The sequence below is a fragment of the Kocuria sp. CPCC 205258 genome, assembly GCF_040981005.1.
Classification (GTDB): Bacteria; Actinomycetota; Actinomycetes; order Actinomycetales; family Micrococcaceae; genus Kocuria; species Kocuria rosea.
The window spans coordinates 35,657-60,162 of record NZ_JAVKPS010000006.1; the positions used below are offsets into that span (position 1 = coordinate 35,657).

Consider the following 24,506-nt stretch of genomic DNA (forward strand, 5'->3'; position numbering starts at 1 on the left):
TCATTCACCACCTTCGCGACGCACGATGCGTGCCTTCATCGGGAGCTTGTGGATCGCCAGGCGCAGGGCCTCGCGGGCGACCTCTTCGGAGACACCGGAGAGCTCGAACATCACGCGCCCGGGCTTGACGTTGGCGACCCACCATTCGGGGGAGCCCTTGCCGGAGCCCATGCGGGTCTCGGCGGGCTTCTTGGTCAGGGGGCGGTCCGGGTAGATGTTGATCCAGACCTTGCCGCCACGCTTGATGTGGCGGGTCATGGCGATACGGGCGGCCTCGATCTGACGGTTCGTCACGTAGGCCGGCGTGAGCGCCTGGATGCCCCACTCGCCGAAGGCGACAGTGGTGCCGCCCTTGGCAGCGCCCGACCGCTTCGGGTGGTGCTGCTTGCGGAACTTCACACGACGTGGGATGAGCATTTACTTACCACCCTCTGCGTTGGTCGCTCCCGCGGCCGGAGCCGGGGAGGCGGCGGAGTCGTTGCGCTCACGGCGTCCGCCACGGTCGTTACGGTCGGGACGACGACGGTCGCCGCCGCCTCCACGACGCTCGCCCGGACCGCCGCGACGGTCACGGTCGCCGCCGCGGCCGCGCGAGGGAGCGGCGGCCTGCTGGGCCGCCAGTTCCTTGGCGGTGAGGTCGCCCTTGTAGATCCAGACCTTCACGCCGATGCGGCCGAAGGTGGTCTTGGCCTCGAAGAAGCCGTAGTCGATGTTCGCGCGCAGGGTGTGCAGGGGCACACGGCCTTCGCGGTAGAACTCCGAGCGGCTCATCTCGGCGCCGCCGAGGCGGCCGGCGCACTGGATGCGGATGCCCTTCGCGCCGGCGCGCTGCGCCGACTGGATGGCCTTCTTCATGGCGCGGCGGAAGGCCACGCGGGAGGCGAGCTGCTCGGCGACACCCTGGGCGACCAGCTGGGCGTCCACCTCGGGGTTCTTGACCTCGAGGATGTTCAGCTGGATCTGCTTGCCGGTGAGCTTCTCGAGCTCGCCGCGGATGCGGTCGGCCTCGGCGCCGCGGCGGCCGATGACGATGCCGGGGCGGGCGGTGTGGATGTCCACGCGCACGCGGTCCCGGGTCCGCTCGATCTCGACCTTGGAGATGCCGGCCCGCTCCATGCCCGTGGACATGAGCTTGCGGATCTTGATGTCCTCGCGGACGTAGTCCTTGTAGCGCTGGCCCTCCTTGGTGGAGTCCGCGTACCAGTGCGACACGTGGTCGGTGGTGATGCCCAACCGGAACCCGTGCGGGTTGATCTTCTGTCCCACTTAGCGGACCTCCTCGCTGTCAGGGCTCGCCACGATCACGGTGATGTGGCTCGTGCGCTTGTTGATGCGGTAGGCGCGGCCCTGGGCCCGCGGCTGGAACCGCTTCATGGTCGGACCCTCGTCGACGAAGGCCTCGCTCACGACGAGCTCCTCCTCCTTGAACGGCAGGCCGTCGCGGTCCGCCAGCTGGCGCGCGTTGGCGACCGCCGACTGGAGGACCTTGAACACCGGTTCCGAAGCACCCTGGGGGGCGAACTTCAGAATCGCCAGAGCCTCATTCGCCTGTTGGCCACGAATCAGGTTGACGACGCGCCGGGCCTTCATAGGCGTCACGCGGATGTAGCGCGCAGATGCCTTGGCTTCCATTGCTTTCCTTCTCTCGTCTTCTCGAAGTGCTCACGCTGCGGGATCCCGGAGGATCAGCGGCGCTTGCCCTTCTTGTCGTCCTTCACATGGCCGCGGAAGGTCCGCGTGGGGGCGAACTCGCCGAGCTTGTGCCCGACCATCGACTCGGTGATGAACACGGGGATGTGCTTGCGTCCGTCGTGCACGGCAATCGTGTGCCCGAGCATGTCGGGGACGATCATCGAGCGGCGGGACCACGTCTTGATGACGTTCTTGGTGCCCTTGTCGTTCTCCTTGGCGACCTTCAGGAAAAGGTGCTGATCGACGAAAGGGCCCTTCTTCAGGCTGCGTGGCATGTGTCAGGCTCCTTAGCGCTTGTTCTTGCCGGTGCGACGACGGCGGACGATGAGCTTGTCGCTCTCCTTGTTGGGGCGGCGGGTGCGGCCCTCGGGCTTGCCGTTCGGGTTGACCGGGTGACGGCCACCGGAGGTCTTGCCCTCGCCACCACCGTGCGGGTGGTCGACGGGGTTCATGACCACACCGCGGACGGTCGGGCGGACGCCCTTCCAGCGGTTGCGGCCGGCCTTGCCCCAGTTGATGTTCGACTGCTCGGCGTTGCCGACCTCGCCGACCGTCGCGCGGCAGCGCACGTCGACGTTGCGGATCTCGCCGGAGGGCAGCCGGAGCTGGCCGTACTTGCCCTCCTTGGCGACGAGCTGCACCGACGCGCCGGCGGAGCGGGCGAGCTTGGCGCCGCCGCCCGGACGGAGCTCGACGGCGTGGATCACGGTGCCGACGGGGATGTTGCGCAGCGGCAGGTTGTTGCCGGGCTTGATGTCGGCGCCGGGGCCCGACTCGACGACGTCGCCCTGGGACAGCTTGTTCGGCGCGATGATGTAGCGCTTGGAGCCGTCCACGAAGTGCAGCAGCGCGATGCGCGCCGTGCGGTTCGGGTCGTACTCGATGTGCGCGACCTTGGCGTCGACGCCGTCCTTGTCGTGGCGACGGAAGTCGATGACGCGGTACTGGCGCTTGTGCCCGCCACCCTTGTGCCGGGTGGTGATGCGGCCGGTGTTGTTCCGCCCGCCCTTCTTGGGCAGCGGCCGGACCAGCGACTTCTCGGGGGTCGTGCGCGTGATTTCTGCGAAGTCGGCAACGGAGGAGCCGCGACGGCCCGGGGTTGTCGGCTTGTGCTTACGGATAGCCATGTGTCAGTTCCTCGTTAAAGTGGTCTCCGCTCAGGCGAGCGGACCGCCGAAGATGTCGATGGTGCCTTCCTTGAGGGTCACAACGGCACGCTTGGTGCCCTTGCGCTGACCCCAGCCGAAGCGCGTGCGCTTCCGCTTCCCGGCACGGTTGATGGTGTTCACGGACTCGACCTTGACGCCGAAGATCTGCTCGACGGCGTACTTGATCTGGGTCTTGTTCGAGTCGGGCGCCACGAAGAACGTGTAGCGGCCCTCGTCGATGAGCCCGTAGGACTTCTCCGAGACGACCGGCGCGATGATGACGTCCCGGGGGTCCTTGATGGTGGTCGCGCTCACTTGGCGTCCTCCTGCTTCTTCTTGCTGGCGGCCGCCACGAAGGACTCGAACGCGTCCTTGGTGAAGACCACGTCGTCGGAGACCAGCACGTCGTACGTGTTGAGCTGGTCCGCGTAGAGGGTGTGCACGTCGTCGAGGTTGCGCACCGACAGCGCGGCCACGTCGTCCGAGCGGTGCAGGACGACCAGCAGGTTCTTGCGGTCGGAGAGCCCGCGCAGCGTCGCCTGGGCGGCCTTCGTGTTGGGGACGGTGCCCTCGACGAGTGCCTCCACGACGTGGATGCGGTTGTTGCGCGCCCGGTCCGAGAGGGCTCCGCGCAGGGCGGCGGCCTTCATCTTCTTGGGGGTGCGCTGGCTGTAGTCGCGCGGGGTCGGGCCGTGCACCACGCCGCCGCCGGTCATGTGCGGGGCGCGGATCGAGCCCTGGCGCGCGCGGCCGGTGCCCTTCTGCTTGAAGGGCTTGCGGCCGGCGCCGGAGACCTCGGCGCGGTTCTTGGTCTTGTGCGTGCCCTGGCGGGCCGCGGCCAGCTGAGCGACGACGACCTGGTGCAGCAGGGGCACGTTGGTCTGGACGTCGAAGATCTCGGCGGGCAGGTCGACGTTGACGGTCTGAGTTGCCATGGTCTGATCAGGCTCCCTTCACTGCGGTGCGGACGAGGACGACCGAACCCTTGGGGCCCGGCAGGGCACCCTTGATGAGCAGCAGGGAGTTCTCGGCGTCCACGGCGTGAACGGTGAGGTTCTGCGTCGTGTGACGGACGGCGCCCATGCGGCCCGCCATGCGCATGCCCTTGAACACGCGAGCGGGGTAGGACGCGCCGCCGATGGATCCCGGCTTGCGGTGGTTCTTGTGGGCACCGTGGGAGGCGCCGACGCCGGAGAAGCCGTGACGCTTCATCACACCGGCCGTGCCCTTGCCCTTGGTCTTGCCGATCACGTCGACCTTCTGGCCGGCCTCGAAGAGCTCGACGGAGAGCTCCTGGCCCAGCTCGTAGGTGTCGGCGTCGGCCGTGCGCAGCTCCACGACGTGGCGGCGCGGCGTGACGCCGGCCTTCTCGAAGTGGCCGGCCAGCGGCTGGGTGACCTTGCGGGGGTCGATCGCACCGAACCCGATCTGGACGGCCGAGTAGCCGTCACGGTCCTGGTTGCGCAGCTGGGTCACGACGTTGGAGTCCGCCTTGACGACGGTCACCGGCACGAACTTCCCGTTCTCGTCCCAGACCTGGGTCATGCCGAGCTTCGTGCCCAGCAGGCCCTTCACCTGGCGTTCGAAAGTGGTAGTCATTGGGATGCGATCCTCTTTACAGCTTGATTTCGATGTTCACGTCAGCCGGCAGGTCGAGGCGCATGAGCGAGTCGACGGCCTTCGGCGTGGGGTCGATGATGTCGATCAGCCGCTTGTGCGTGCGCATCTCGAAGTGCTCACGGCTGTCCTTGTACTTGTGCGGCGAGCGGATGACGCAGTACACGTTCTTCTCCGTGGGCAGCGGCACGGGGCCGACCACCGTGGCGCCTGCGCGCGTCACCGTCTCAACGATCTTCCGGGCCGAGACGTCGATGACCTCGTGGTCATAAGACTTCAGCCGGATGCGGATTTTCTGTCCCGCCATGGCGTCGTGACTCTCTTTCTTGAACGATCTTCCCTGTGACGGAGCCGAGGGCTCCTTGTGCATGGCGCCACCTGGTGGGCGCCCCTCCACGCAGGCTGAATCCGGAAGGATCCGGGTTCCTCACCCTGCTGGAGCTCCGACCCCCGAACTCGGGCGTGTCGTCCCGTGCTGGCACGGGGGCACACCGATTCCGTTTCTCGGGGCGGGCTGTATGTGGTCCGTGCGTGGCAGCTTCCAGGAGCTGCTGACCCCGGTTCTGCTTCGGAACCCGATGGTGTCCTGGGGTCTGCCGGTTCGAACCGTTGGGAGCACGCGTCGGCGCTTGAACAACGTCCTCCATCCTGCCAGAGATGGCAGACCGGTGCAAACGCACGGCCGGAGGCGGGCCGTGCGCAACCGTGCCGGAACCGTGAGCCGACCGCGACCGGCGCCGGCGCCCACGGTCGTATCCTGGCCTCGTCCGTACCCCGACGTCCCAGGAGATGGGTCCCATGCTGTCCACCGCGAGACTGGTCGCGATCGTCCCCGTCCGGGAGCTCGACCGCGCCCGCCGGTTCTACCAGGAGACGCTGGGCCTCTCCCCCGCCGACGCCCCCGAGCCGGACAGCGTCCTGTTCAGCGAGGACGGGCACACCGGCCTGCAGCTGCTGCTGCGCCCGGACGCGCCGGCGTCCGAGCTGACGCAGGTCAGCTTCGAGGTCCCCGACGTCGAGGCCGCGGTCCGGGAGCTCGAGGGCCGGGGCGTGCGCTTCGAGGACTACGACCTGCCCGGCCTGCGCACCGTCGACCACGTCCTCACCGCCGACGGGATGCGCGCGGCGTGGTTCACCGACTCCGAGGGCAACGTCCTGTGCCTGCACCAGCTCACGGGCTGAGCCCCGTCGTCGAGCCCCCGGAACGCGCGGAACCCCCCGCCGCTCCGGGAGCGACGGGGGGGTCCTGCGCAGATCGAGCAGTCCGGGACTACTTGTTGATCTTGACCACGCGGCCGGAGCCCACGGTGCGGCCACCCTCGCGGATGGCGAAGCCGAGGCCCTCCTCCATGGCGATCGGCTGGATCAGCGCGACCGTCATCTCGGTGTTGTCGCCCGGCATGACCATCTCGGTGCCCTCGGGCAGCGTGATGACGCCGGTGACGTCGGTGGTCCGGAAGTAGAACTGCGGACGGTAGTTCGAGTAGAACGGGTTGTGACGCCCGCCCTCCTCCTTGGAGAGGATGTAGACGTTGGCCTCGAAGTCGGTGTGCGGGGTGATGGAACCCGGCTTGCACACGACCTGGCCGCGCTCGACGTCGTCACGCTTGAGACCGCGCAGCAGCAGGCCGCAGTTCTCGCCCGCCATGGCCTCGTCCATCTGCTTGTGGAACATCTCGATGCCGGTGACCGTGGTCTTCTGGACCGGACGGATGCCGACGATCTCGACCTCGGAGTTGATCGGCAGCGTGCCGCGCTCGGCACGGCCGGTCACCACGGTGCCGCGACCGGTGATGGTGAAGACGTCCTCGATGGGCATGAGGAACGGCTTGTCCATCTCACGGACGGGGTCGGGCACGTTCTCGTCGACGGCCTCCATGAGCTCCTCGACCTTGGCGACCCACTCGGGGTCACCCTCGAGGGCCTTCAGCGCCGAGACGCGGACGACCGGCGCGTTGTCGCCGTCGAAGCCCTGGTCGGAGAGGAGCTCGCGCACCTCCATCTCGACGAGGTCCAGCAGCTCCTCGTCGTCGACCATGTCGGACTTGTTCAGGGCCACCAGCAGGTAGGGCACGCCCACCTGGCGGGCGAGCAGCACGTGCTCGCGGGTCTGGGCCATGGGGCCGTCCGTGGCGGCGACCACGAGGATGGCGCCGTCCATCTGCGCCGCACCGGTGATCATGTTCTTGACGTAGTCCGCGTGACCCGGGGCGTCGACGTGCGCGTAGTGGCGCTTCTCCGTCTGGTACTCGATGTGCGCGATGTTGATGGTGATGCCGCGCTGCTTCTCCTCCGGAGCGGAGTCGATGGCGCCGAAGTCGCGCTTCTCGTTCAGGTCCGGGTACTTGTCGGCCAGGACCTTGGAGATGGCAGCCGTGAGCGTCGTCTTGCCGTGGTCGACGTGGCCGATGGTGCCGATGTTGACGTGCGGCTTGGTGCGCTCGAACTTGGCCTTCGCCATGGTTGTTCCTCCTAGAACATTTGTCGAAACTTGCTCAGCACTACCCCACCGCGTGTTTCCGGGGGGAGCTTGAGGCGCTCAGCAGTACTGAAACCTCTGCAAGTCTACTTTGGCTGTACGTGATTGATGAAATTCCCGGCCGGGGCCGAGGGGTGGTGCCTACTCGCCGCGGTTCTTCTGGACGATCTCCTCGGCGACGGCCTTGGGGACCTCCGAGTAGCTGTCGAACTGCATCGAGTACACGGCGCGGCCCTGGGTCTTGGACCGGAGGTCGCCGATGTAGCCGAACATCTCGGACAGCGGGACGAGGGCGCTGACCAGCTTGATGCCGCTCACGTCCTCCATCGACTGGATCTGGCCGCGGCGGGAGTTCAGGTCGCCGATGACCTCGCCCATGTACTCCTCGGGGGTGCGCACCTCGACCGCCATGAGCGGCTCGAGGAGGACGGGCTGCGCCTTGCGGGCACCCTCCTTGAACACCATCGAGCCGGCGATCTTGAACGCCATCTCGGAGGAATCGACGTCGTGGTAGGCGCCGTCGAGCAGGGTGGCCTTGACGCCCACGACCGGGTACCCGGCGAGGATGCCGAGACGCATGGCGTCCTGGATGCCGGCGTCCACGGAGGGGATGTACTCGCGCGGGACACGGCCGCCGGTGACCTTGTTGTCGAACTCGTAGAGCTCCTCGGCGTCCAGCGGGATCGGCTCGAACGCCATCTGCACCTTGGCGAACTGGCCGGAGCCGCCGGTCTGCTTCTTGTGCGTGTAGTCGATCTTCTCGACGGCCTTCTTGATCGTCTCGCGGTAGGCCACCTGCGGCTTGCCGACGTTCGCCTCGACCTTGAACTCGCGCTTCATGCGGTCCACCAGGATGTCCAGGTGGAGCTCGCCCATGCCGCCGATCTCGGTCTGGCCGGTCTCCTCGTTGAGGGACACGGTGAACGTGGGGTCCTCGGCGGAGAGCTTCTGGATCGCGATGGAGAGCTTCTCCTGGTCGCCCTTGGTCTTCGGCTCGATGGCCACCGAGATGACCGGGGCCGGGAAGGACATGGACTCGAGCACGATCGGCTTCTGCAGGTCGCACAGGGTGTCGCCCGTGGTGGTGTCCTTGAGCCCGATCGCGGCGTAGATGTGCCCGGCCTGGACGGTGTCGACCGGGTTCTCCTTGTTGGAGTGCATCTGGAACAGCTTGCCGATGCGCTCCTTCTTGCCCTTGGTGGAGTTGAGCACCTGGTCGCCGTTGGACGCCTTGCCGGAGTACACGCGGATGTAGGTCAGCTGCCCGTAGAACGGGTGGTTGGCCACCTTGAAGGCGAGCGCGGAGAACGGCGCGGTCGAGTCGACCGGGCGGGAGAGGATCTCCTCCTCGTTGTTCAGCGCGTGGCCCTCGACGTTCGGGACGTCCAGCGGGGACGGCAGGAAGTCGATGACGGCGTCGAGCATCGGCTGCACGCCGCGGTTCTTGAACGCGGAGCCGCACAGCACGGGGTACGCCTGCGAGGTGATGGTGAGCTTCCGGATGCCGGCCTTGAGCTCCTCGAGGGTGAGCTCCTCGCCGCCCAGGTACTTCTCCATGAGCTCGTCGTCGGCCTCGGCGACGGACTCCACCAGCTGGTTGCGGTACTCCTCGGCCCGCTCCTGCAGGTCGGCGGGGATCTCCTCGATCTCGTACTTGGCGCCGAGGGAGACGTCGCCCTTGGAGTCGCCCGGCCAGACGAAGGCCTTCATGGTGAGCAGGTCGACCACGCCGGTGAACTCGGACTCGGAGCCGATCGGCAGCTGCATGACCAGCGGCTTCGCGCCGAGGCGGTTGATGATGGTGTCGACGGTGAAGTAGAAGTCGGCGCCCAGCTTGTCCATCTTGTTGACGAAGCAGATGCGGGGGACGTCGTACTTGTCGGCCTGGCGCCAGACCGTCTCCGACTGGGGCTCGACGCCCTCCTTGCCGTCGAAGACCGCCACGGCGCCGTCGAGCACGCGCAGGGAGCGCTCGACCTCGACCGTGAAGTCCACGTGGCCCGGGGTGTCGATGATGTTGATCTGGTTGTCGTGCCAGTAGCAGGTCGTCGCGGCGGACGTGATCGTGATGCCGCGCTCCTGCTCCTGCGCCATCCAGTCCATGGTGGAGGCACCATCGTGGGTCTCGCCGATCTTGTGGGAGATACCGGTGTAGAACAGGATGCGTTCGGTGGTGGTGGTCTTCCCGGCATCGATGTGCGCCATGATGCCGATGTTGCGGACCTTCTTGAGGTCGGTAAGCACGTCAAGTGCCACGGTGGTTCCCTTTCGGAGATGGTGCCGGCGGCCTGTCGGCCCGGGTGGGGCCGACAGGCCTGGAAGATTCTACCAGCGGTAGTGGGCGAAGGCCTTGTTGGACTCCGCCATCTTGTGGGTGTCCTCCCGGCGCTTCACGGCGGCACCGAGACCGTTGGACGCGTCCAGGATCTCGTTCTGCAGACGCTCGGTCATGGTGTTCTCACGACGGATCTTCGAGTAGCCGACGAGCCAGCGCAGGGACAGCGCCTGGGCGCGGCCCGGCTTGACCTCAACGGGCACCTGGTAGGTGGCGCCGCCGACGCGGCGGGACTTCACCTCGAGGGCCGGCTTGACGTTCTCCAGGGCCTTCTTGAGGGTGGCGACGGGGTCGGCACCGGACTTGGCGCGGACGCCCTCGAGGGCACCGTAGACGATGCGCTCGGCGGTGGACTTCTTGCCGTCCTGGAGGACCTTGTTGATCAGCTGCGTGACGACCGGGGAGCTGTAGACCGGGTCGACGACGAGCGGGCGCTTGGGAGCGGGACCCTTACGAGGCATTACTTCTTCTCCTTCTTGGCGCCGTAACGGGAACGGGCCTGCTGGCGGCCCTTGACACCCTGGGTGTCGAGCGCGCCGCGGACGATCTTGTAGCGGACACCGGGGAGGTCCTTCACGCGACCGCCGCGGACGAGCACGATGGAGTGCTCCTGCAGGTTGTGGCCCTCACCGGGGATGTAGGCGGTGACCTCCACGCCGCCGTTGAGCTTCACGCGGGCGACCTTGCGCAGCGCGGAGTTCGGCTTCTTGGGGGTGGTGGTGTAGACGCGGGTGCACACGCCGCGCTTCATGGGGCTGCCCTTGAGTGCGGGCGCCTTGGTCTTGACGACCTTCGGGGTCCGGCCCTTGCGGACCAGCTGCTGGATTGTAGGCACAGTGTCTCCTGATCGGACGGGACGCGTCAGCGGCCCGCTGGGTGTTCGGCTCCCCCGCGTCCGGCCGGGGCCGGGAGCGGGTGCGGCGCCTGTCGTGGGCCCGGCGGGCGGGCACCACGGTCGCCGCGCCGAAGGTAGCTGGGCAGACGAAAAGGATGGCATTTCGGTACACAACGCGTACCGGAGGACCGAGTCCGTTCTGCCATGATTTCTTCGGCCTCCAGGGGCGCGGGCGCCGAGGGATGACCGTTCAATTCCTCGACAGCCTATCAGACCCCGGCCGGGGCGGGGAAACGGGGCCGGGCCGGCCCCGCTCAGCGCCCGGTCGCGGCGAGGTCGGCGGAGATCCTCCGGGCGCACTCGAGCAGGGGCGGCACGACGTCGTCCACGGGGTCCCCGGCGCTGGCGCCGGGCATCCCTACGCGCATGGAGACGTTCACGGCCGCGACCGTGCGCCCGGTGCCGTCGGTGACGGGGGCGGCGACCGAGCGCAGCCCGACCTCGAGCTCCTGGTCGACGAGCGCCCAGCCCTGGGCGCGGACCCGGCGCAGGTCGGCCTCGAGGGCCGCGCGGTCGGTGAGGGTGTGCTCGGTGAGGCGCTCGATCCGCGCCGTGCGGAAGTACTCGTCGAGCTCCTCCGGGTCCAGCCCGGCCAGCAGCACCCGGCCCATGGACGTGGCGTGGGCGGGGAACCGGGTGCCCACGGCGATCGCCACGGTCATGATCCGGTGCGTGGAGACGCGGGCGACGTAGACGATGTCGGAGCCGTCCAGCACCGAGGCGGACGTGGACTCCTCGACCTGCGCCGAGAGGGTCTCGAGGTGCGGGGCGGCCAGGGCGGGCAGCGGCTGCGAGGAGAGGTAGGAGTAGCCGAGCTGGAGGACCACGGGGGTGAGCTCGAAGAGCCGCCCGTCGGTCCGGACGTAGCCCAGCTCCTCGAGCGTGAGCAGGAACCGGCGCGCGGTGGCGCGGGTCAGCCCGGTGCGCCGGGCCACGTCGCTGAGGGTCATCCGGGGGTGCCGGGCGTCGAAGGCCGTGATCACGCCGAGCCCGCGCGCCAGGGACTGCACGAACTGTCCGGGGGTGCCCCGCTCCCCCGCCGGGGCGGTCGGGTCCTGCTCGGTCATCGGTGGCCTCCTGCGGGCCTCGTCCGGGGTGCGGCGGCCGGTGCCGGCCCGCCGCGCCCCGGGAGCGGTGCTGGGCTCAGCGGGCGGGCCGCAGCGGGACGTCGACGACCTGCTGGAGCTCCTCGAAGCTCGTGCCGAAGGTCTCGCGCACCGTCACGCCGTCCTCCTCGAGGAGGAACACGGCCTGGTCGGTGTAGACCCGGGAGACGCAGCCGACGCCGGTGAGCGGCATGGTGCACTGCTCCACGAGCTTGGACCGGCCCTTCTTGGTCAGCAGGGACATCATCACGAAGGTCATCTTCGCACCCGTGGCCAGGTCCATGGCCCCGCCCACGGCGGGGATCGCGTCCGGGCTGCCGGTGTGCCAGTTGGCGAGGTTGCCCGTCCGGTCCACCTGGAAGGCGCCGAGCACGCAGTAGTCCAGGTGCCCGCCGCGCATCATGGCGAAGGAGTCCGCGTGGTGGAAGTAGGAGCAGCCCGGCGTCTCCACCACGGGGATCTTGCCGGCGTTGATGAGGTCGGCGTCGACCTCGTCGCCGTGGGCCTCGGGGCCCATGCCGAGCATCCCGTTCTCGGTGTGCAGGGTGACGTCGTCCTCGGCGCTCAGGTAGTTGGAGACCAGGGTGGGCTGGCCGATGCCGAGGTTGACGTAGGAGCCGGCGGGGATGTCGCGGGCCACCACGCGGGCCAGCTCCTCCGGGGCGAGGGGCGTCTCGGAGGTCCTGGGCACGGTGTCCACGGTGTTCTCGCTCATCTCAGATGTCCTCTCGGGGGTCGGTCTGGGCGGGTGCGTCGATCCGCACGACGGTGTCCACGTAGATGCCGGGGGTCACGACGGCCTCGGGGTCCAGCCCGCCGCGCTCCACGACCTCCGCGACCTGCACGACGGAGGTGGCGGCGGCGGCGGCCATGATCGGGCCGAAGTTGCGGGCCGTCTTGCGGTAGACGAGGTTGCCGGCCCGGTCGGCGACGTGCGCCTTGGTCAGCGAGAAGTCGGCCTTGATGGGGTGCTCGAGCACGTAGTGGCGGCCGTCGATCTCGCGGACCTCCTTGCCCTCCGCGAGCAGGGTGCCGTAGCCGGTGGGGGTGAAGAACCCCCCGATGCCGGCGCCGGCGGCGCGGATCCGCTCGGCGAGGTTGCCCTGGGGGACGACCTCGAGCTCGATCTGCCCGGCGCGGTACTTCTCGTCGAAGTGCCAGGAGTCGGACTGGCGCGGGAAGGAGCAGATGATCCTCCGCACGCGGCCGAGCTGGATCAGCCGGGCCAGGCCCACGTCGCCGTTGCCGGCGTTGTTGTTCACGACCGTCAGGTCGGTGGCTCCGTGCTCGATGAGCGCGTCGATCAGCTCGACGGGCTGGCCGGCCACGCCGAAGCCGCCGATCATGACGACGGCGCCGTCGTGGATCGGGGCCACGGCCTGCGCGCAGCTCTCTGCGATGTTCAGCATGCGTTGTGCCTTCCTTCGGTGGTCTTCTCCGCCCGGGTCCCGCACGGGTCTCAGGCGTTCTGGTTCTCGAGCACGACGGCGAGGCCCTGGCCCACGCCGATGCAGATGGCCGCCACGCCCCAGCGGGCCCCGGAGGCCCGCAGGGACTTCGCGAGCGTGCCGAGGATGCGGGTGCCCGACGCCCCGAGGGGGTGGCCGATGGCGATGGCGCCGCCGTGCGGGTTGACGATCGCGGGGTCGATCCCCCACGCGTCGACGCAGGCGAGGGACTGGGCCGCGAAGGCCTCGTTGAGCTCGACGGCGGCGACGTCGTCCCACGTGATCCCGGCGCGGCGCAGCGCCAGGTTCGCGGCCTCGACCGGGGCGAAGCCGAAGAACTGCGGCTCGTTGGCCGCGGCGGCCCGCCCGGCGATGCGGGCGAGAGGCTGCAGGCCGGTCAGCTCGGCGGCCCGCTCGGAGCCCAGCAGCGCCGCGGAGGTGCCGTCGTTGAGGGGCGAGGCGTTGCCGGCGGTGACGGTGCCGCCCTGGTCCGCGGGGCGGAAGACGGTCTTGAGCCCGCCCAGCTTCTCGACCGTCGAGGACGCGCGGACGGACTCGTCCCGGGTCAGCTCGGTGCCGGGGACCGGGACGGTGAGGTCGTCGTAGAAGCCCTCGTCCCACGCCTGCTGGGTGAGCTGGTGGGAGCGGAACGCGAACTCGTCCATCCGCTCGCGGGTGATGCCGTGGCGCTCGGCGAGCTGCTCGGTGGCCTCGCCCAGGGACACGGTCCACTCCGGGTTCATCCTCGGGTTCACGAGGCGCCAGCCCAGCGTGGTGGAGGCGAGGGTCAGGTCGCCGGCCGGATAGGGCTTCTCCGTCTTCGGGAGCACCCAGGGGGCCCGGCTCATGGACTCCACGCCGCCGACGAGTATCAGGTCGGCCTCGCCCGCGTTGATCTGCCGGGACGCGATGATCGCGGCGTCCAGGGACGACCCGCACAGGCGGTTGACGGTGGTGCCGGGGAGCTCGACGGGCAGGCCGGCCAGCAGCGCGCCCATGCGGGCGACGTTGCGGTTCTCCTCGCCGGCGCCGTTGGCGTTGCCGAGCACGACCTCGTCGATCGCGGCGGGGTCCAGCGCGGACGCGCGCCGGACCTGCTCGCCGATCACCAGGGCGGCCAGGTCGTCGGGGCGCACGCCCGCCAGGGCGCCGCCGAAGCGGCCGAAGGGGGTCCGCACGGCGTCGTAGATGTAGGCCTCGGTCATGGTGTTCCTCACTTGCGTCGTTGCACGTCGGTCACGGGGTGCCGGAATGGGGTGGTCGGAGGGCCGGCAGGTCAGGGGGCCGGGGGCGCCGCGGAGTCCTCGGCGTCGAGGGCGTCGAGGGCGTCGAGGACCTGCTTGGCGTGCTTGAAGGCGTTGTTGGCGGAGGGCACGGAGAGGTAGATCGCCGACTGGAGCAGGATCTCCTTGATCTCGTCCCGCTCCAGGCCGTTGCGCAGGGCGGCGCGCACGTGCATCTCGAACTCCTCCCAGTGCCCGGCGGCGATCAGCGCGGTCAGGGTCACGGCGCTGCGCATCCGCCGGTCCAGTCCCGGCCGGGTCCAGATCTCGCCCCACGCGTAGCGGGAGATGAAGTCCTGGAACTCGGCGGTGAAGGCGTCCTTGCCGGCCTCGGCGCGGTCCACGTGGGCGTCGGAGAGCACCTCGCGGCGCACGGCCATGCCGTCCGCGTGGGCCTCCTGCTCGGTGCGCCGGGGGTTGCCGCTCATGCTCGTGCTCCTTCGTGGTGGGGTGGGTGGGCGCCGATGTGCTCGTCCAGCAGGCGCGCCACGTCCTGCGGGGCCTCGGCGGGCACGAGGTGGCCCGCGCCCTCGACGACCACGAGGCGGCCGCCGGTCGCCCCGGCCAGCTCCGCCGCGGCGCCGGGCGGCGTGGCGGCGTCCTGCGCGCCGACCACGGCGAGCACGGGGACGTCGACGGTGCCGAGGCGCCCGGTCGCGTCGAAGCCGGCGAGGGCCTCGCAGGCCCGGGCGTAGGAGAACCGGTCCGCGTCCTGGAGGGCGTGCAGCAGCCCGGTGGTCGTGACCGCGTCCCGCTCGATGAAGCCCGGGGCGAACCACCGCTGCGCGGAGCCCACGATCTGGGTCGGGGTGCCGGCGGCGGCCACGAGCCGGGCGCGCTCGGACCACGCGGCGGGCTCCCCCACCCGGGCGGCGGTGCCCACCAGCACGGCCGCCGCCGGCCGGTGCGGCGCGTCGAGCAGCAGCTGGAGGCCGACGCAGCCGCCGAGGGAGGTGCCCGCGTAGTAGAACGGACCTCCGGTTTCGAGGCCCGCGGCCTCCTGGTACCCGTCCACGGCGTCGAGCACGGCCCGGGCCAGCTCGGCGGTGCCGAACGGCTCGTCGGCGGGCGCAGAGCCGCCGTGGCCGGGGAGGTCCCAGCCGACCACGCGCAGGTCGGCCTCCAGCAGGTGCGCCGCGGCGGACCACAGCGAGGCGGCGGAGGTGCCGAGCCCCGGGCCCAGCACCAGCAGGGGCGCCCGCGGCGACGGGGCCCGGCGGGTCGAGAACTCGACGAGGGTCAGGACGGGGACGGTCATGCGGGTGCTCCTGGGCTGGTCCGGGCGCTGGACGGACGGTCGTTCGCGGACCGGCGGTGCTGCGCGAGCACGCGGTCGATCAGCAGGTCGTTGGCCCCGAGGTACCCGGCGGGGTCGAGCAGCCCGGCCACGACGTCCCGGTCCACGGGGGTGCCGTCGGCCAGGGCGGTGCCGGCGGCGAGGCCCACGAGGGCGTCGAGCATGCCCGGCCCGTCGGTCGCGTGCTCGCGCACGACCGCCTGCACGCGCTGCCGCCCCGTGGCGCCGTCGGCGGCGGGCGGCAGCAGGGGCGCGAGCTCCGCGCTGATCCGCTCGGCGAGCACAGCGGGGCCCGACGCGTCCAGGTTGGCCCGCATCCGGGCGCTCTGCACGGTGAGCCCGGCCGTGAGCTCGGCCGCGTGCGACGACGCCGCGACGGCGAGCCGGGCGAGCCCCCGCAGCGCCGGCCACTCCGTGTGCCAGGCGCCGTCGGGGCGCTCGTCGACGAACTGGGAGGCGGCGACGTGGAGCTGGGCCACGAGCTGCGGCGCCGTCAGGGCGGTGCGCTTGAGCAGCACGGACAGCACCGGGTTCTGCTTCTGCGGCATCGCCGAGGACACCCCGCGCCCCTCGGCGGCCGGTTCGCGCAGCTCGCCGAGCTCGGGGCGGGACAGCAGCAGGACGTCGTTGGCGATCCGGCCGAGGGCCGCGCAGACCGCCGCGAAGGTCTCGCCGGTGCGCAGCACCGGCCGCCTGGTGGCGTGCCACACGTGCGGCGGCAGGCTCAGGCCGAGCTCGTCGGCCCAGCGGCGGGCGAGCTCGAGGGCCTGCTCGGCGGCGTCGGGGGCGCCCGGGAAGAGCGCGAGGCTGCCGGCGAGGGTGCCGGCGGCGCCTCCGCAGGACACCGGGAGCCGGGCGAGCCCGGCGAGGTCCGCCTCGAGGTCCTGCAGCCCGGCCAGCCAGCCGGCGGCCTTGAGCCCGAAGGTGGTGGGCAGCGCGTGCTGGGTCAGGGTGCGGGCGGCCTGGACGGTGCCGCGGTGGGCGTCCGCCAGCCGGGCCAGGGCGTCGGCGGTGTCGGACAGCTGCTCGGCGAGGGGGACGGCGGCGCGCCGGGCCAGCAGCATCATGGCGGTGTCCATGACGTCCTGGCTGGTCAGGCCGCGGTGCACGAAGCGCACGGCGCCGGGGTCGAGCTCCCCCAGCCGGCGCCGGTAGTCGGCGAGGAGCGGGATGACGGGGTTGCCGCCGCCCTCGGCGCGCCGGGCGATGTCCCCGGCGTCGTAGTCGGCGGCGCGGGCGGCCGCACGCGCGGACGCCGCGGCGGCGCGCGGGGCGAGCCCGGCGTCCGCCTGCGCGGCGACCCAGGCGGCCTCGACGTCGAGCAGCGCCTGGAGCACCGCGGTGTCGTCCGTGTGCGCGTCACCCCGGTGGGCTCCGGGGCGGAGCAGCCCGGCGTCGGTCATGCGCGTCCTCCTTCGGTGGTCGTCGGGTCGTCCGTGACGGGGTGGTGCCGTGCGGGGGCCCCGGGGCGGCCGGGGCCCCCGCACGGCAGCGGTCACGCCTGGAGGTTCGGGTAGGTGAGGAAGACGGTCTCGCCCTCGCCCTGGAGCCGGAGGTCGAAGCGCAGGGAGCCGTCGGCCTCCCGCTCGGCGACCAGGGTGCGGCGGCGGTCCTCGGGCAGGGAGCGCAGCAGCGGGTCGTTCGCGAGGGCCTCGGTGTCCTCCGGCAGGTAGATGCGGGTGAACAGCCGGTTCGTCACGCCCCGGGCGAAGACGGTCAGCGTGATGAACGGCGCCTTGCCGGGCTCGGTCGGCCCCGGGTCCACGGTGGTGAAGGTGTAGTGGCCCTCGTTGTCGACGGACGCGCGGCCGAAGCCGGTGAAGGTGTAGCCGTCGCGCACGAGCGAGCCGGTCGCGGTGGGGACGTCGCCGTTGCCGTCGGCCTGCCAGATCTCGAGCATGGCGTCCGGCACGAGGTCGCCGTGGCCGTCGGTCACCGTGCCGTGCAGGCGCACCGCCTGCGGGTGCCCGAGCGGGACGAGCAGCTCGCCCTTGTCGTAGGGCAGCGCGTAGCCGAAGAACGGCCCGATGGTCTGGCCGGGGGTGGCCGGGAGTGCGGGGGTCGCGGGGGTCTCAGACATTGGAGTCGCCTTCCGTCCAGGTGCGGTTCGAGCCGCTGAGCACGATGTCCCAGGTGTAGCCGAGCAGCCACTCGTGCTCGGACGCCTCGTGGTCGTAGTCGGCCACGAGCCGGCGGCGGGCCTCGGGGTCCACGATGGACTGGAAGATCGGGTCCAGCGCGAACAGCGGGTCCGAGGGGAAGTACATCTGGGTGATCATCCGCTGGGTGAAGTCCGTGCCGAACAGGGAGAAGTGCACGTGCGCGGGCCGCCAGGCGTTGTGGTGGTTCTTCCAGGGGTACGGCCCGGGCTTGATGGTGACGAACTCGTAGGAGCCGTCGTCGCCGGTCAGGCAGCGCCCCACGCCGGTGAAGTTCGGGTCGATGGGGGCCGGGTGCTGGTCCCGCTTGTGGATGTACCGTCCGGCCGCGTTGGCCTGCCAGATCTCCACGAGCTGGCGGCGCACGGGCCGGCCGTCGCCGTCGAGGACCCGGCCACGGATCTTGATCCGCTCGCCGATGGGCTCCCCGCCGGACTGGATGGTCAGGTCCGACTCGAGCCGGTGCACGTCCCGCTCGCCGAAGGCGGGGGCGTGCAGCTCGATGGTCTCCGGGTCCGCGTGGTGCAGGTCCTTGGTGGGGTGCCGCAGGATCGAGCTGCGGTAGGGCGCGTAGTCCAGCCGCGGCTGCGTCTCGGTGCGGCCGGACGCGCTGTAGTCGGCGCTGATGCCGGCCATCTCGCGGTCGAGGTCGGCCTGCGTGTCCGCCGCGTCGTCGGGGCCCTTCGGGGTGAGGTGCACGAAGGACTCCTCCGGCCCCTGGTCCTGGTCGGTCATGGTTCAGCTCCTTTGTTGCGAGGTGGCTGCCGCACCGGCGGGCGTGGTGCCCACGGCGAACTCTCCGAGGCTAGCGCATTCGGTGCAGCATTCGCACATGTGTTCACTGTGCGAACTTATTGTGAGGTCACAGTGGAGGGCTCCGGCGGGGCCGGGGGTCAGCGGTCGTCGGGCCAGCCGGTGTAGGACTCCGCGAAGTAGGCGGCGCCGCGCTCGGAGCCGGTGATCGCCTTGAACTCGCCGCGCCGGCGCTTCTGATTGAAGGGGTTCTCCCCCGGTTGGGTGTGCATGAGGTGGGTGGCCCAGTAGGAGAAGTTCTGCGCCTTCCACACCCGCTCCAGCGCCGTGGCCGAGTACCCGGCCAGCCCGGTGCCGTCGCCCGAGCGGAGGAACTCGACGATCGCCGGGGCGAGCACGCGGACGTCGCAGAACGCGAGGTTCAGGCCCTTGGCGCCGGTCGGGGGGACGGTGTGGCCGGCGTCGCCGACGAGGAACAGGTTGCCGTGGCGCAGGGGCTCGCAGACGTAGGAGCGGAACTTCAGCACGGTCTTGTCGAAGATGGGGCCCTCCTGGAGCCGGAGCCCGTCGGGGCCCTCGACCCGGCGCTGGAGCTCGGCCCAGATCCGCTCGTCGTCCCAGTCGTCGACGTCCTCCTCGGGGTCGCACTGGAAGTACATCCGCTGGACCGTCCCGCTGCGCTGGGAGATGAGGACGAAGCCGTGCTCGGAGTTCGAGTAGATGAGCTCCGGGGCGCTCGGCGGGGCCTCGGCGAGGATGCCGAACCAGGCGAAGGGGTACTCGATGAAGTTGTCGGTGCGCTCCTGCTCCGGGATGGCGCGGCGGCAGATGCTCTGCGAGCCGTCGGCGCCCACGAGGATCTCGCAGCGGATCTCGAAGTCCTCGCCCGCGGCGTCGGTGAAGCGGATGCCCGGCCGGTCGGTGGTCAGGTCGACCACCTCCGTGTCCGTGACGGACCAGCGGACGTCGCCGCCGTCGCGCTCCCGGGCGTCGGCCAGGTCAAGGAACACCTCGTTCTGCGGGTAGAGCCACACGGACTCGCCGACGAGCTCCTTGAAGTCGATCCGGTGGCTCTCCCCCTCGAAGCGCAGCACGGTGCCCTCGTGCTCGTGGCCCTCCGTGAGCACCCGCCCGTCGACGCCGGAGTCGGTCAGCATCCGCACCGTGGGCGCCTCGAGGATGCCCGCCCGGTGGGTGGCGTGGATGGTGTCCTTGTCGCGCTTCTCGACCACGATGCTGTCGATGCCGGCGCGGCCGAGCAGGTGGGCCAGCATCAGCCCGGCCGGGCCGCCGCCCACGATGCCGACCTGCGTGCTGAGAACGGTGCGCTGTGCGCTCATGAGTGCTCCTGGTGATACGACGGGAATCGTGTCCAGTGTCTCAGCGGCCTGTGGGCGGCACCACAGTCGTCCCGTTGAACGGGACGCGGGGGCGACGGGCGCGGTGAGCCCGGGAGCCGGTGCCGCGGCCCGTCTCAGCGGGGGGCGTCCCGCAGGGTCCGGCGGATGCCGTGCGCCGCGGTGTGCAGCGCCTGGACGATCGCCCCTGCCCGCGCGGCCGGGTCGCCCGCCGGGGTGATGACGCCCAGGCCCGCCACCACCTGGTCGCCGCGCCCCCGCACGGGGACGGCGATGCCCGCCGTGCCGGCCTCGAGATAGCCGGTCTGCAGGGCGTGGCCCGCGCCGCGGATCCGCTCGAGCTCCGCCGCCAGCACCGCGGGGTCGGTCGGCGAGAGCTCGGTGAACGCGGTGAGGGGCCCCTGCAGGTACTCCTCCTGGTAGTCCTGGGGGGCGTGCGCCAGCAGCACGAGGCCCGTGGCCGACAGGTGCAGGGGCAGCCGGCCGGCCACTTCCGACCGGACGGGCACCGCCCGGGGGTGGGAGAGCCGCTCCACGAGCAGCACCTCGCGGCCCTCCACGATGCCGAGCTGCACGTGCTGGCGCAGCACCGCGTGGATGTCGCCCATGAAGGGGCGGGCGGCGCGCGCCAGGCCGAGCTCGCGCGAGGAGCGGTTGACCAGCTCCCACAGCCGGGTGCCGACCACGTAGTGCCCGCCCTCCACCCGCTCGAGCCAGCCCTGGCGGGCCATGTCCCGGGCGAGCCGGTGCGCGGTGGCGGTGGGCAGCCCGGTGAGGGCCGCGATCCGGCCCCCGGTCAGCCGGGAGTCCTCCGCCGTGAACGCCGCGAGGATCCGGTCCGCCCGCTCGAGCACGGACTCCCCGGTGGGTGAGTTCGCCATGGTGACTCCTGGGGCTCCTTCCTGGTCCGCGGCCCGGCCCCGTGGCCGGCCGCGGGACGGGGGCAGCCCCGCCCCGGAAGACGCTTCTTCCGGAACGGGGCTGCCGTGGTGACCACGAGGGTGATCACGTCCTGCGCGGGACGCCGACCTCAGTTGGAGCCGAAGTCGTAGTCCTCCAGCGGGATCGCCTGGAACTCGGCGGGCGAGGAGTTCTCCTCCGCGTAGCTGAAGTCCGAGAACGAGCCCGGCTCCGTGAACAGCGAGGCCTTCGCCTCGTCCGTCGGCTCCACGTCGATGTTGTTGTACCGCGCGAGCCCGGTGCCGGCCGGGATCAGCTTGCCGATGATCACGTTCTCCTTGAGGCCCACCAGCGGGTCGGACTTGCCCTCCATGGCCGCCTGCGTGAGCACGCGGGTGGTCTCCTGGAAGGACGCGGCCGACAGCCACGAGTCGGTGGCCAGCGAGGCCTTGGTGATGCCCATCAGCTCCGGGCGGCCGGCGGCCGGCCGGCTGCTCTCGGCCACGGCCTTGCGGTTGGCCTCCAGGAAGCGCACGTTCTCGACGAGCTCGCCCGGCAGCAGGTCCGTCTCGCCCGACTCGATGATCGTCACGCGGCGCAGCATCTGCCGCACGATGACCTCGACGTGCTTGTCGTGGATGCCCACGCCCTGGGAGCGGTACACGCGCTGCACCTCGTCCACGAGGTGCTTCTGCGCCTGCCGCGGACCGCGGATGCGCAGCACCTCCTTGGGGTCGACGGCGCCCGAGACCAGCTGCTGGCCGACCTCGACGTGGTCGCCCTCGGTCACGAGCAGCTTGGCGCGGCGCAGCACCGGGTACCCGATCGCCTCGTCCCCGTTGTCCGGGGTCACGACGAGCTTCAGGGCCTTCTCGGTGTCCTCGATGCTGACCCGCCCGGCGACCTCCGAGATCGGCGCGACGCCCTTGGGCGTACGGGCCTCGAAGAGCTCCTGGATACGGGGCAGACCCTGGGTGATGTCGCCGTCCGAGGACGCCACACCACCGGTGTGGAAGGTGCGCATCGTGAGCTGCGTGCCCGGCTCGCCGATGGACTGCGCGGCGATGATGCCGACGGCCTCGCCGATGTCCACCAGCTGGTTGGACGCCAGCGAGCGGCCGTAGCAGGCCGCGCAGACGCCCACCGCGGACTCGCAGGTCAGCACGGAGCGCACGCGCACCGTGTCGGCCCCGCCCGCGAAGAGGGCGCTGATGAGCCCGTCGGAGAGGTCCGTGCCGGCCTCGGCCAGGATCTCGCCGTTGGCGTCCACGACGTCCACCGCGAGCACCCGGCCGTGCACCGTGTTCTCGATGTCCTCGTGCAGCACGCGGGAGCCGCTCTCCTGCACGTCGGCGAGCGGCAGGTTCAGGCCGCGCTCCGTCATGCAGTCCGCCTCCCGCACGATGACGTCCTGGGAGACGTCGACGAGACGACGGGTCAGGTAGCCCGAGTTCGCCGTGCGCAGCGCGGTGTCGGCCAGGCCCTTGCGGGCACCGTGGGTCGCGATGAAGTACTCCAGCACCGACAGGCCCTCGCGGTACGAGGACTTGATCGGGCGGGGCATGATCTCGCCCTTGGGGTTGGACACCAGCCCGCGGATGCCGGCGATCTGGCGGACCTGCATCCAGTTGCCTCGGGCGCCGGAGGACACCATCCGGTTGATGGTGTTCAGCGGGGACAGGTTCGCCTGCATGGCCTGGGCGACCTCGTCCGTGGCCTTGGTCCAGATGTCGATGAGCTCCGAGCGGCGCTCGTCGTCGTCGATCAGACCGCGGTCGTACTGGCCCTGGATCTTCGCGGCCTGCGCCTCGTAGCCCTCCATGATGGCGGGCTTCTCCGGCGGGGTCGCGATGTCCGAGATCGCCACGGTCACGCCCGAGCGGGCCGCCCAGTGGAACCCGGCGTCCTTGAGCTCGTCCAGCGTGTGCGCCACGGTGACCATCGGGTACCGCTCCGCGAGATCGTTGACCAGCGCGGACAGGTGCTTCTTGTCCGCGACGGCCTCGTCCCAGGGGTAGTCCTCGGGCAGCGTCTCGTTGAACAGCACGCGGCCCAGCGTGGTCTGCACCAGCACCGGCTGACCCGGCTCCCAGCCCTCGGGGGCCTCCCAGCCCTCGAACGGCACGAAGTCGTCCAGCTCGATCCGGCACAGCGCGTTGAGGTGCAGCCGGCCGGCGTCGTGGGCCATGATCGCCTCGGCCACGGAGGAGAACGAGCGGCCCTCCCCCTCCTCGCCCTCGCGGACGGTGGTGAGGTGGTACAGCCCGATGATCATGTCCTGCGAGGGCAGGGCGATCGGCTTGCCGTCCGAGGGCTTCAGGATGTTGTTCGAGGACAGCATCAGGATGCGCGCCTCGGCCTGGGCCTCCGGGGACAGGGGCAGGTGCACGGCCATCTGGTCGCCGTCGAAGTCGGCGTTGAACGCGCCGCACACGAGCGGGTGGAGCTGAATGGCCTTGCCCTCGACGAGCTGCGGCTCGAACGCCTGGATGCCCAGACGGTGCAGGGTGGGGGCACGGTTGAGCAGCACGGGGTGCTCGGTGATGACCTCCTCGAGCACGTCCCACACCTGGGGGCGGTAGCGCTCGACCATGCGCTTGGCCGACTTGATGTTCTGCGCGTGGTTGAGGTCCACGAGCCGCTTCATCACGAACGGCTTGAACAGCTCCAGCGCCATCTGCTTGGGCAGACCGCACTGGTGCAGCTTCAGCTGCGGGCCGACCACGATGACCGAGCGGCCGGAGTAGTCGACGCGCTTGCCGAGCAGGTTCTGCCGGAACCGGCCCTGCTTGCCCTTGAGCATGTCGGACAGCGACTTCAGCGCACGGTTGCCCGGCCCGGTGACCGGGCGGCCGCGGCGGCCGTTGTCGAACAGCGAGTCCACGGCCTCCTGCAGCATCCGCTTCTCGTTGTTGACGATGATCTCCGGGGCGCCCAGGTCCAGCAGGCGCTTGAGCCGGTTGTTGCGGTTGATGACGCGCCGGTAGAGGTCGTTGAGGTCCGACGTGGCGAAGCGGCCGCCGTCGAGCTGGACCATCGGGCGCAGTTCCGGCGGGATCACCGGGACGGCGTCCAGGACCATGCCCAGCGGCGAGTTGTCCGTGGTCAGGAACGCGTTGACGACCTTGAGCCGCTTCAGGGCGCGGGTCTTGCGCTGGCCCTTGCCCGTGGCGATGGTCTCCCGCAGGGACTCGGCCTCCGCCTCGAGGTCGAAGGTCTCGAGGCGCTTCTTGATCGCCTCGGCGCCCATCGAGCCCTCGAAGTACATGCCGTAGCGGTCCACCATGACGCGGTAGAGCGCCTCGTCGCCCTCGAGGTCGTTGACCTTGAGGTTCTTGAAGCGGTCCCAGACCTGCTCGAGGCGGTCGATCTCCAGGTTGGCGCGCTTGCGCACGTTGGCCATCTGGCGGTCGGCGGAGTCGCGGAGCTTGCGCTTCTCCGCAGCCTTGCCGCCCTCCTCCTCGACCCGGCCGAGCTCGGTCTCGAGGTCGCGGGCGATCGCGGCGATGTCGGAGTCGCGGGTGGACTCCATCTGCGCCTTCTCCCGGTCCACGGCGGCCTGCAGGTTCGGCAGGTCGTCGTGGCGGGCGTCCTCGTCCACCGACGTGATCATGTACGCCGCGAAGTAGATGACCTTCTCCAGGTCCTTCGGGGCGAGGTCCAGCAGGTAGCCGAGCCGCGAGGGCACGCCCTTGAAGTACCAGATGTGGGTCACGGGAGCGGCGAGCTCGATGTGGCCCATGCGCTCACGGCGCACCTTGGCCCGGGTGACCTCCACGCCGCAGCGCTCGCAGATGATGCCCTTGTAGCGCACGCGCTTGTACTTGCCGCAGTAGCACTCCCAGTCCCGGGTGGGACCGAAGATCTTCTCGCAGAACAGGCCGTCCTTCTCGGGCTTGAGCGTGCGGTAGTTGATGGTCTCCGGCTTCTTGACCTCGCCGTAGGACCAGGTCCGGATGTCCTCCGCGGTCGCAAGACCGATCCGCATGAGGCCTAGTGAAGATTCGTTGGACATGAGGGTCCTTTATCTCTTTCT

26 protein-coding genes are annotated in these 24,506 nt (G+C 70.5%); 1 reads left to right on the plus strand and 25 read right to left on the minus strand.

Features of this window, described 5'->3' with window-relative positions:
- The 9 genes from rplP to rpsJ are packed head-to-tail and all read right to left on the minus strand — an operon-like array spanning window position 1 to window position 4,764.
- Window positions 1-417, minus strand: a complete 417-nt coding sequence (gene rplP, locus RF644_RS11535; RefSeq protein ID WP_017833303.1) for a 50S ribosomal protein L16 — start codon at window positions 415-417, stop codon at window positions 1-3.
- Window positions 418-1,266 (minus strand): 30S ribosomal protein S3, encoded by an 849-nt coding sequence (rpsC, locus tag RF644_RS11540; RefSeq protein WP_368796624.1) that lies wholly within the window; start codon window positions 1,264-1,266, stop codon window positions 418-420. It abuts the gene before it with no gap.
- Window positions 1,267-1,632 (minus strand): 50S ribosomal protein L22, encoded by a 366-nt coding sequence (gene rplV / locus RF644_RS11545; RefSeq protein WP_017833301.1) that lies wholly within the window; start codon window positions 1,630-1,632, stop codon window positions 1,267-1,269. It abuts the gene before it with no gap.
- Between the two features lie 53 nt (window positions 1,633-1,685).
- On the minus strand, window positions 1,686-1,967 hold the full coding sequence (gene rpsS, locus RF644_RS11550; RefSeq protein WP_017833300.1) for a 30S ribosomal protein S19: 282 nt from the start codon (window positions 1,965-1,967) through the stop codon (window positions 1,686-1,688).
- Between the two features lie 12 nt (window positions 1,968-1,979).
- Window positions 1,980-2,819, minus strand: a complete 840-nt coding sequence (gene rplB, locus RF644_RS11555) for a 50S ribosomal protein L2 (protein ID WP_017833299.1) — start codon at window positions 2,817-2,819, stop codon at window positions 1,980-1,982.
- A 30-nt stretch (window positions 2,820-2,849) separates the two neighbouring features.
- Complete coding sequence (gene rplW, locus RF644_RS11560; protein ID WP_017833298.1) at window positions 2,850-3,155, minus strand: 50S ribosomal protein L23; 306 nt, start codon at window positions 3,153-3,155, stop codon at window positions 2,850-2,852.
- Window positions 3,152-3,775: a 50S ribosomal protein L4 gene (rplD, locus tag RF644_RS11565; protein WP_017833297.1), complete on the minus strand. Its 624-nt coding sequence runs from the start codon at window positions 3,773-3,775 to the stop codon at window positions 3,152-3,154. The genes rplW and rplD overlap by 4 nt, the downstream gene beginning before the upstream one ends.
- Before the next feature lie 7 nt (window positions 3,776-3,782).
- On the minus strand, window positions 3,783-4,439 hold the full coding sequence (gene rplC / locus RF644_RS11570) for a 50S ribosomal protein L3 (RefSeq protein ID WP_017833296.1): 657 nt from the start codon (window positions 4,437-4,439) through the stop codon (window positions 3,783-3,785).
- Window positions 4,440-4,455: 16 nt separating this feature from the next.
- On the minus strand, window positions 4,456-4,764 hold the full coding sequence (rpsJ, locus tag RF644_RS11575; protein ID WP_003803825.1) for a 30S ribosomal protein S10: 309 nt from the start codon (window positions 4,762-4,764) through the stop codon (window positions 4,456-4,458).
- Between the two features lie 491 nt (window positions 4,765-5,255).
- Here rpsJ and RF644_RS11580 point away from each other — a divergent pair, with 491 nt between their 5' ends.
- Window positions 5,256-5,639, plus strand: coding sequence for a VOC family protein (locus RF644_RS11580; RefSeq protein ID WP_368796625.1), 384 nt, complete (start codon window positions 5,256-5,258; stop codon window positions 5,637-5,639).
- A gap of 88 nt (window positions 5,640-5,727) precedes the next feature.
- Here the strand turns inward: RF644_RS11580 and tuf are convergent, their stop codons facing one another.
- The 16 genes from tuf to RF644_RS11660 form a co-directional block, all read right to left on the minus strand.
- The gene (gene tuf, locus RF644_RS11585) at window positions 5,728-6,918 is read right to left on the minus strand and encodes an elongation factor Tu (RefSeq protein ID WP_368796626.1); all 1,191 of its coding nucleotides are present in this window, start codon (window positions 6,916-6,918) and stop codon (window positions 5,728-5,730) included.
- Between the two features lie 159 nt (window positions 6,919-7,077).
- Window positions 7,078-9,192, minus strand: coding sequence for an elongation factor G (gene fusA / locus RF644_RS11590; RefSeq protein ID WP_133409338.1), 2,115 nt, complete (start codon window positions 9,190-9,192; stop codon window positions 7,078-7,080).
- A gap of 69 nt (window positions 9,193-9,261) precedes the next feature.
- Window positions 9,262-9,732, minus strand: a complete 471-nt coding sequence (gene rpsG, locus RF644_RS11595) for a 30S ribosomal protein S7 (RefSeq protein WP_017833292.1) — start codon at window positions 9,730-9,732, stop codon at window positions 9,262-9,264.
- Window positions 9,732-10,106 carry a 30S ribosomal protein S12 gene (rpsL, locus tag RF644_RS11600; RefSeq protein ID WP_017833291.1) on the minus strand — a complete coding sequence of 125 codons (375 nt, stop codon included), beginning with the start codon at window positions 10,104-10,106 and terminating at the stop codon, window positions 9,732-9,734. Before rpsL ends, rpsG begins: the two co-directional genes overlap by 1 nt.
- Before the next feature lie 314 nt (window positions 10,107-10,420).
- Complete coding sequence (locus RF644_RS11605; RefSeq protein ID WP_368796627.1) at window positions 10,421-11,233, minus strand: IclR family transcriptional regulator C-terminal domain-containing protein; 813 nt, start codon at window positions 11,231-11,233, stop codon at window positions 10,421-10,423.
- 76 nt (window positions 11,234-11,309) lie between these two features.
- Window positions 11,310-11,987 carry a 3-oxoacid CoA-transferase subunit B gene (locus RF644_RS11610; protein WP_368796628.1) on the minus strand — a complete coding sequence of 226 codons (678 nt, stop codon included), beginning with the start codon at window positions 11,985-11,987 and terminating at the stop codon, window positions 11,310-11,312.
- Between the two features lies 1 nt (window position 11,988).
- Complete coding sequence (locus RF644_RS11615) at window positions 11,989-12,681, minus strand: 3-oxoacid CoA-transferase subunit A (protein WP_368796629.1); 693 nt, start codon at window positions 12,679-12,681, stop codon at window positions 11,989-11,991.
- 50 nt (window positions 12,682-12,731) lie between these two features.
- A complete protein-coding gene (locus tag RF644_RS11620) occupies window positions 12,732-13,925 on the minus strand; it encodes an acetyl-CoA C-acyltransferase (protein WP_368796630.1) in 1,194 nt (397 codons plus the stop codon).
- Between the two features lie 71 nt (window positions 13,926-13,996).
- Window positions 13,997-14,431 carry a 4-carboxymuconolactone decarboxylase gene (gene pcaC, locus RF644_RS11625; RefSeq protein ID WP_109268118.1) on the minus strand — a complete coding sequence of 145 codons (435 nt, stop codon included), beginning with the start codon at window positions 14,429-14,431 and terminating at the stop codon, window positions 13,997-13,999.
- Window positions 14,428-15,261: an alpha/beta fold hydrolase gene (locus RF644_RS11630; RefSeq protein WP_368796631.1), complete on the minus strand. Its 834-nt coding sequence runs from the start codon at window positions 15,259-15,261 to the stop codon at window positions 14,428-14,430. Before RF644_RS11630 ends, pcaC begins: the two co-directional genes overlap by 4 nt.
- The gene (locus RF644_RS11635; protein WP_368796632.1) at window positions 15,258-16,703 is read right to left on the minus strand and encodes a lyase family protein; all 1,446 of its coding nucleotides are present in this window, start codon (window positions 16,701-16,703) and stop codon (window positions 15,258-15,260) included. Before RF644_RS11635 ends, RF644_RS11630 begins: the two co-directional genes overlap by 4 nt.
- 92 nt (window positions 16,704-16,795) lie before the next feature.
- Complete coding sequence (gene pcaG / locus RF644_RS11640; RefSeq protein ID WP_017833283.1) at window positions 16,796-17,380, minus strand: protocatechuate 3,4-dioxygenase subunit alpha; 585 nt, start codon at window positions 17,378-17,380, stop codon at window positions 16,796-16,798.
- Entirely contained in the window at window positions 17,373-18,095 is a 723-nt protein-coding gene (gene pcaH, locus RF644_RS11645; protein ID WP_109222055.1) for a protocatechuate 3,4-dioxygenase subunit beta, read from the minus strand. The genes pcaG and pcaH overlap by 8 nt, the downstream gene beginning before the upstream one ends.
- A gap of 257 nt (window positions 18,096-18,352) precedes the next feature.
- Window positions 18,353-19,552: a 4-hydroxybenzoate 3-monooxygenase gene (locus RF644_RS11650; RefSeq protein WP_368796633.1), complete on the minus strand. Its 1,200-nt coding sequence runs from the start codon at window positions 19,550-19,552 to the stop codon at window positions 18,353-18,355.
- A gap of 134 nt (window positions 19,553-19,686) precedes the next feature.
- Window positions 19,687-20,451: an IclR family transcriptional regulator gene (locus RF644_RS11655; protein ID WP_368796634.1), complete on the minus strand. Its 765-nt coding sequence runs from the start codon at window positions 20,449-20,451 to the stop codon at window positions 19,687-19,689.
- Window positions 20,452-20,600: 149 nt separating this feature from the next.
- Window positions 20,601-24,485: a DNA-directed RNA polymerase subunit beta' gene (locus RF644_RS11660; protein ID WP_031282944.1), complete on the minus strand. Its 3,885-nt coding sequence runs from the start codon at window positions 24,483-24,485 to the stop codon at window positions 20,601-20,603.
- Window positions 24,486-24,506: the final 21 nt, after the last annotated feature.

Excerpts from the sequence above, each read along its gene's own strand:
- pcaG (WP_017833283.1), bottom strand. The coding sequence starts at position 17,380 with ATGTCTGAGACCCCCGCGACCCCCGCACTCCCGGCCACCCCCGGCCAG.
- RF644_RS11610 (WP_368796628.1), bottom strand. The coding sequence starts at position 11,987 with ATGAGCGAGAACACCGTGGACACCGTGCCCAGGACCTCCGAGACGCCC.
- rpsG (WP_017833292.1), bottom strand. The coding sequence starts at position 9,732 with ATGCCTCGTAAGGGTCCCGCTCCCAAGCGCCCGCTCGTCGTCGACCCG.
- rplP (WP_017833303.1), bottom strand. The coding sequence starts at position 417 with ATGCTCATCCCACGTCGTGTGAAGTTCCGCAAGCAGCACCACCCGAAG.
- pcaH (WP_109222055.1), bottom strand. The coding sequence starts at position 18,095 with ATGGCCGGCATCAGCGCCGACTACAGCGCGTCCGGCCGCACCGAGACG.
- RF644_RS11650 (WP_368796633.1), bottom strand. The coding sequence starts at position 19,552 with ATGAGCGCACAGCGCACCGTTCTCAGCACGCAGGTCGGCATCGTGGGC.
- tuf (WP_368796626.1), bottom strand. The coding sequence starts at position 6,918 with ATGGCGAAGGCCAAGTTCGAGCGCACCAAGCCGCACGTCAACATCGGC.
- RF644_RS11580 (WP_368796625.1), top strand. The coding sequence starts at position 5,256 with ATGCTGTCCACCGCGAGACTGGTCGCGATCGTCCCCGTCCGGGAGCTC.
- rplB (WP_017833299.1), bottom strand. The coding sequence starts at position 2,819 with ATGGCTATCCGTAAGCACAAGCCGACAACCCCGGGCCGTCGCGGCTCC.
- RF644_RS11635 (WP_368796632.1), bottom strand. The coding sequence starts at position 16,703 with ATGACCGACGCCGGGCTGCTCCGCCCCGGAGCCCACCGGGGTGACGCG.
- rpsS (WP_017833300.1), bottom strand. The coding sequence starts at position 1,967 with ATGCCACGCAGCCTGAAGAAGGGCCCTTTCGTCGATCAGCACCTTTTC.
- RF644_RS11605 (WP_368796627.1), bottom strand. The coding sequence starts at position 11,233 with ATGACCGAGCAGGACCCGACCGCCCCGGCGGGGGAGCGGGGCACCCCC.
- rpsJ (WP_003803825.1), bottom strand. The coding sequence starts at position 4,764 with ATGGCGGGACAGAAAATCCGCATCCGGCTGAAGTCTTATGACCACGAG.
- rplC (WP_017833296.1), bottom strand. The coding sequence starts at position 4,439 with ATGACTACCACTTTCGAACGCCAGGTGAAGGGCCTGCTGGGCACGAAG.
- rplD (WP_017833297.1), bottom strand. The coding sequence starts at position 3,775 with ATGGCAACTCAGACCGTCAACGTCGACCTGCCCGCCGAGATCTTCGAC.
- RF644_RS11655 (WP_368796634.1), bottom strand. The coding sequence starts at position 20,451 with ATGGCGAACTCACCCACCGGGGAGTCCGTGCTCGAGCGGGCGGACCGG.
- pcaC (WP_109268118.1), bottom strand. The coding sequence starts at position 14,431 with ATGAGCGGCAACCCCCGGCGCACCGAGCAGGAGGCCCACGCGGACGGC.
- RF644_RS11660 (WP_031282944.1), bottom strand. The coding sequence starts at position 24,485 with ATGTCCAACGAATCTTCACTAGGCCTCATGCGGATCGGTCTTGCGACC.
- RF644_RS11630 (WP_368796631.1), bottom strand. The coding sequence starts at position 15,261 with ATGACCGTCCCCGTCCTGACCCTCGTCGAGTTCTCGACCCGCCGGGCC.
- rplV (WP_017833301.1), bottom strand. The coding sequence starts at position 1,632 with ATGGAAGCCAAGGCATCTGCGCGCTACATCCGCGTGACGCCTATGAAG.
- RF644_RS11620 (WP_368796630.1), bottom strand. The coding sequence starts at position 13,925 with ATGACCGAGGCCTACATCTACGACGCCGTGCGGACCCCCTTCGGCCGC.
- RF644_RS11615 (WP_368796629.1), bottom strand. The coding sequence starts at position 12,681 with ATGCTGAACATCGCAGAGAGCTGCGCGCAGGCCGTGGCCCCGATCCAC.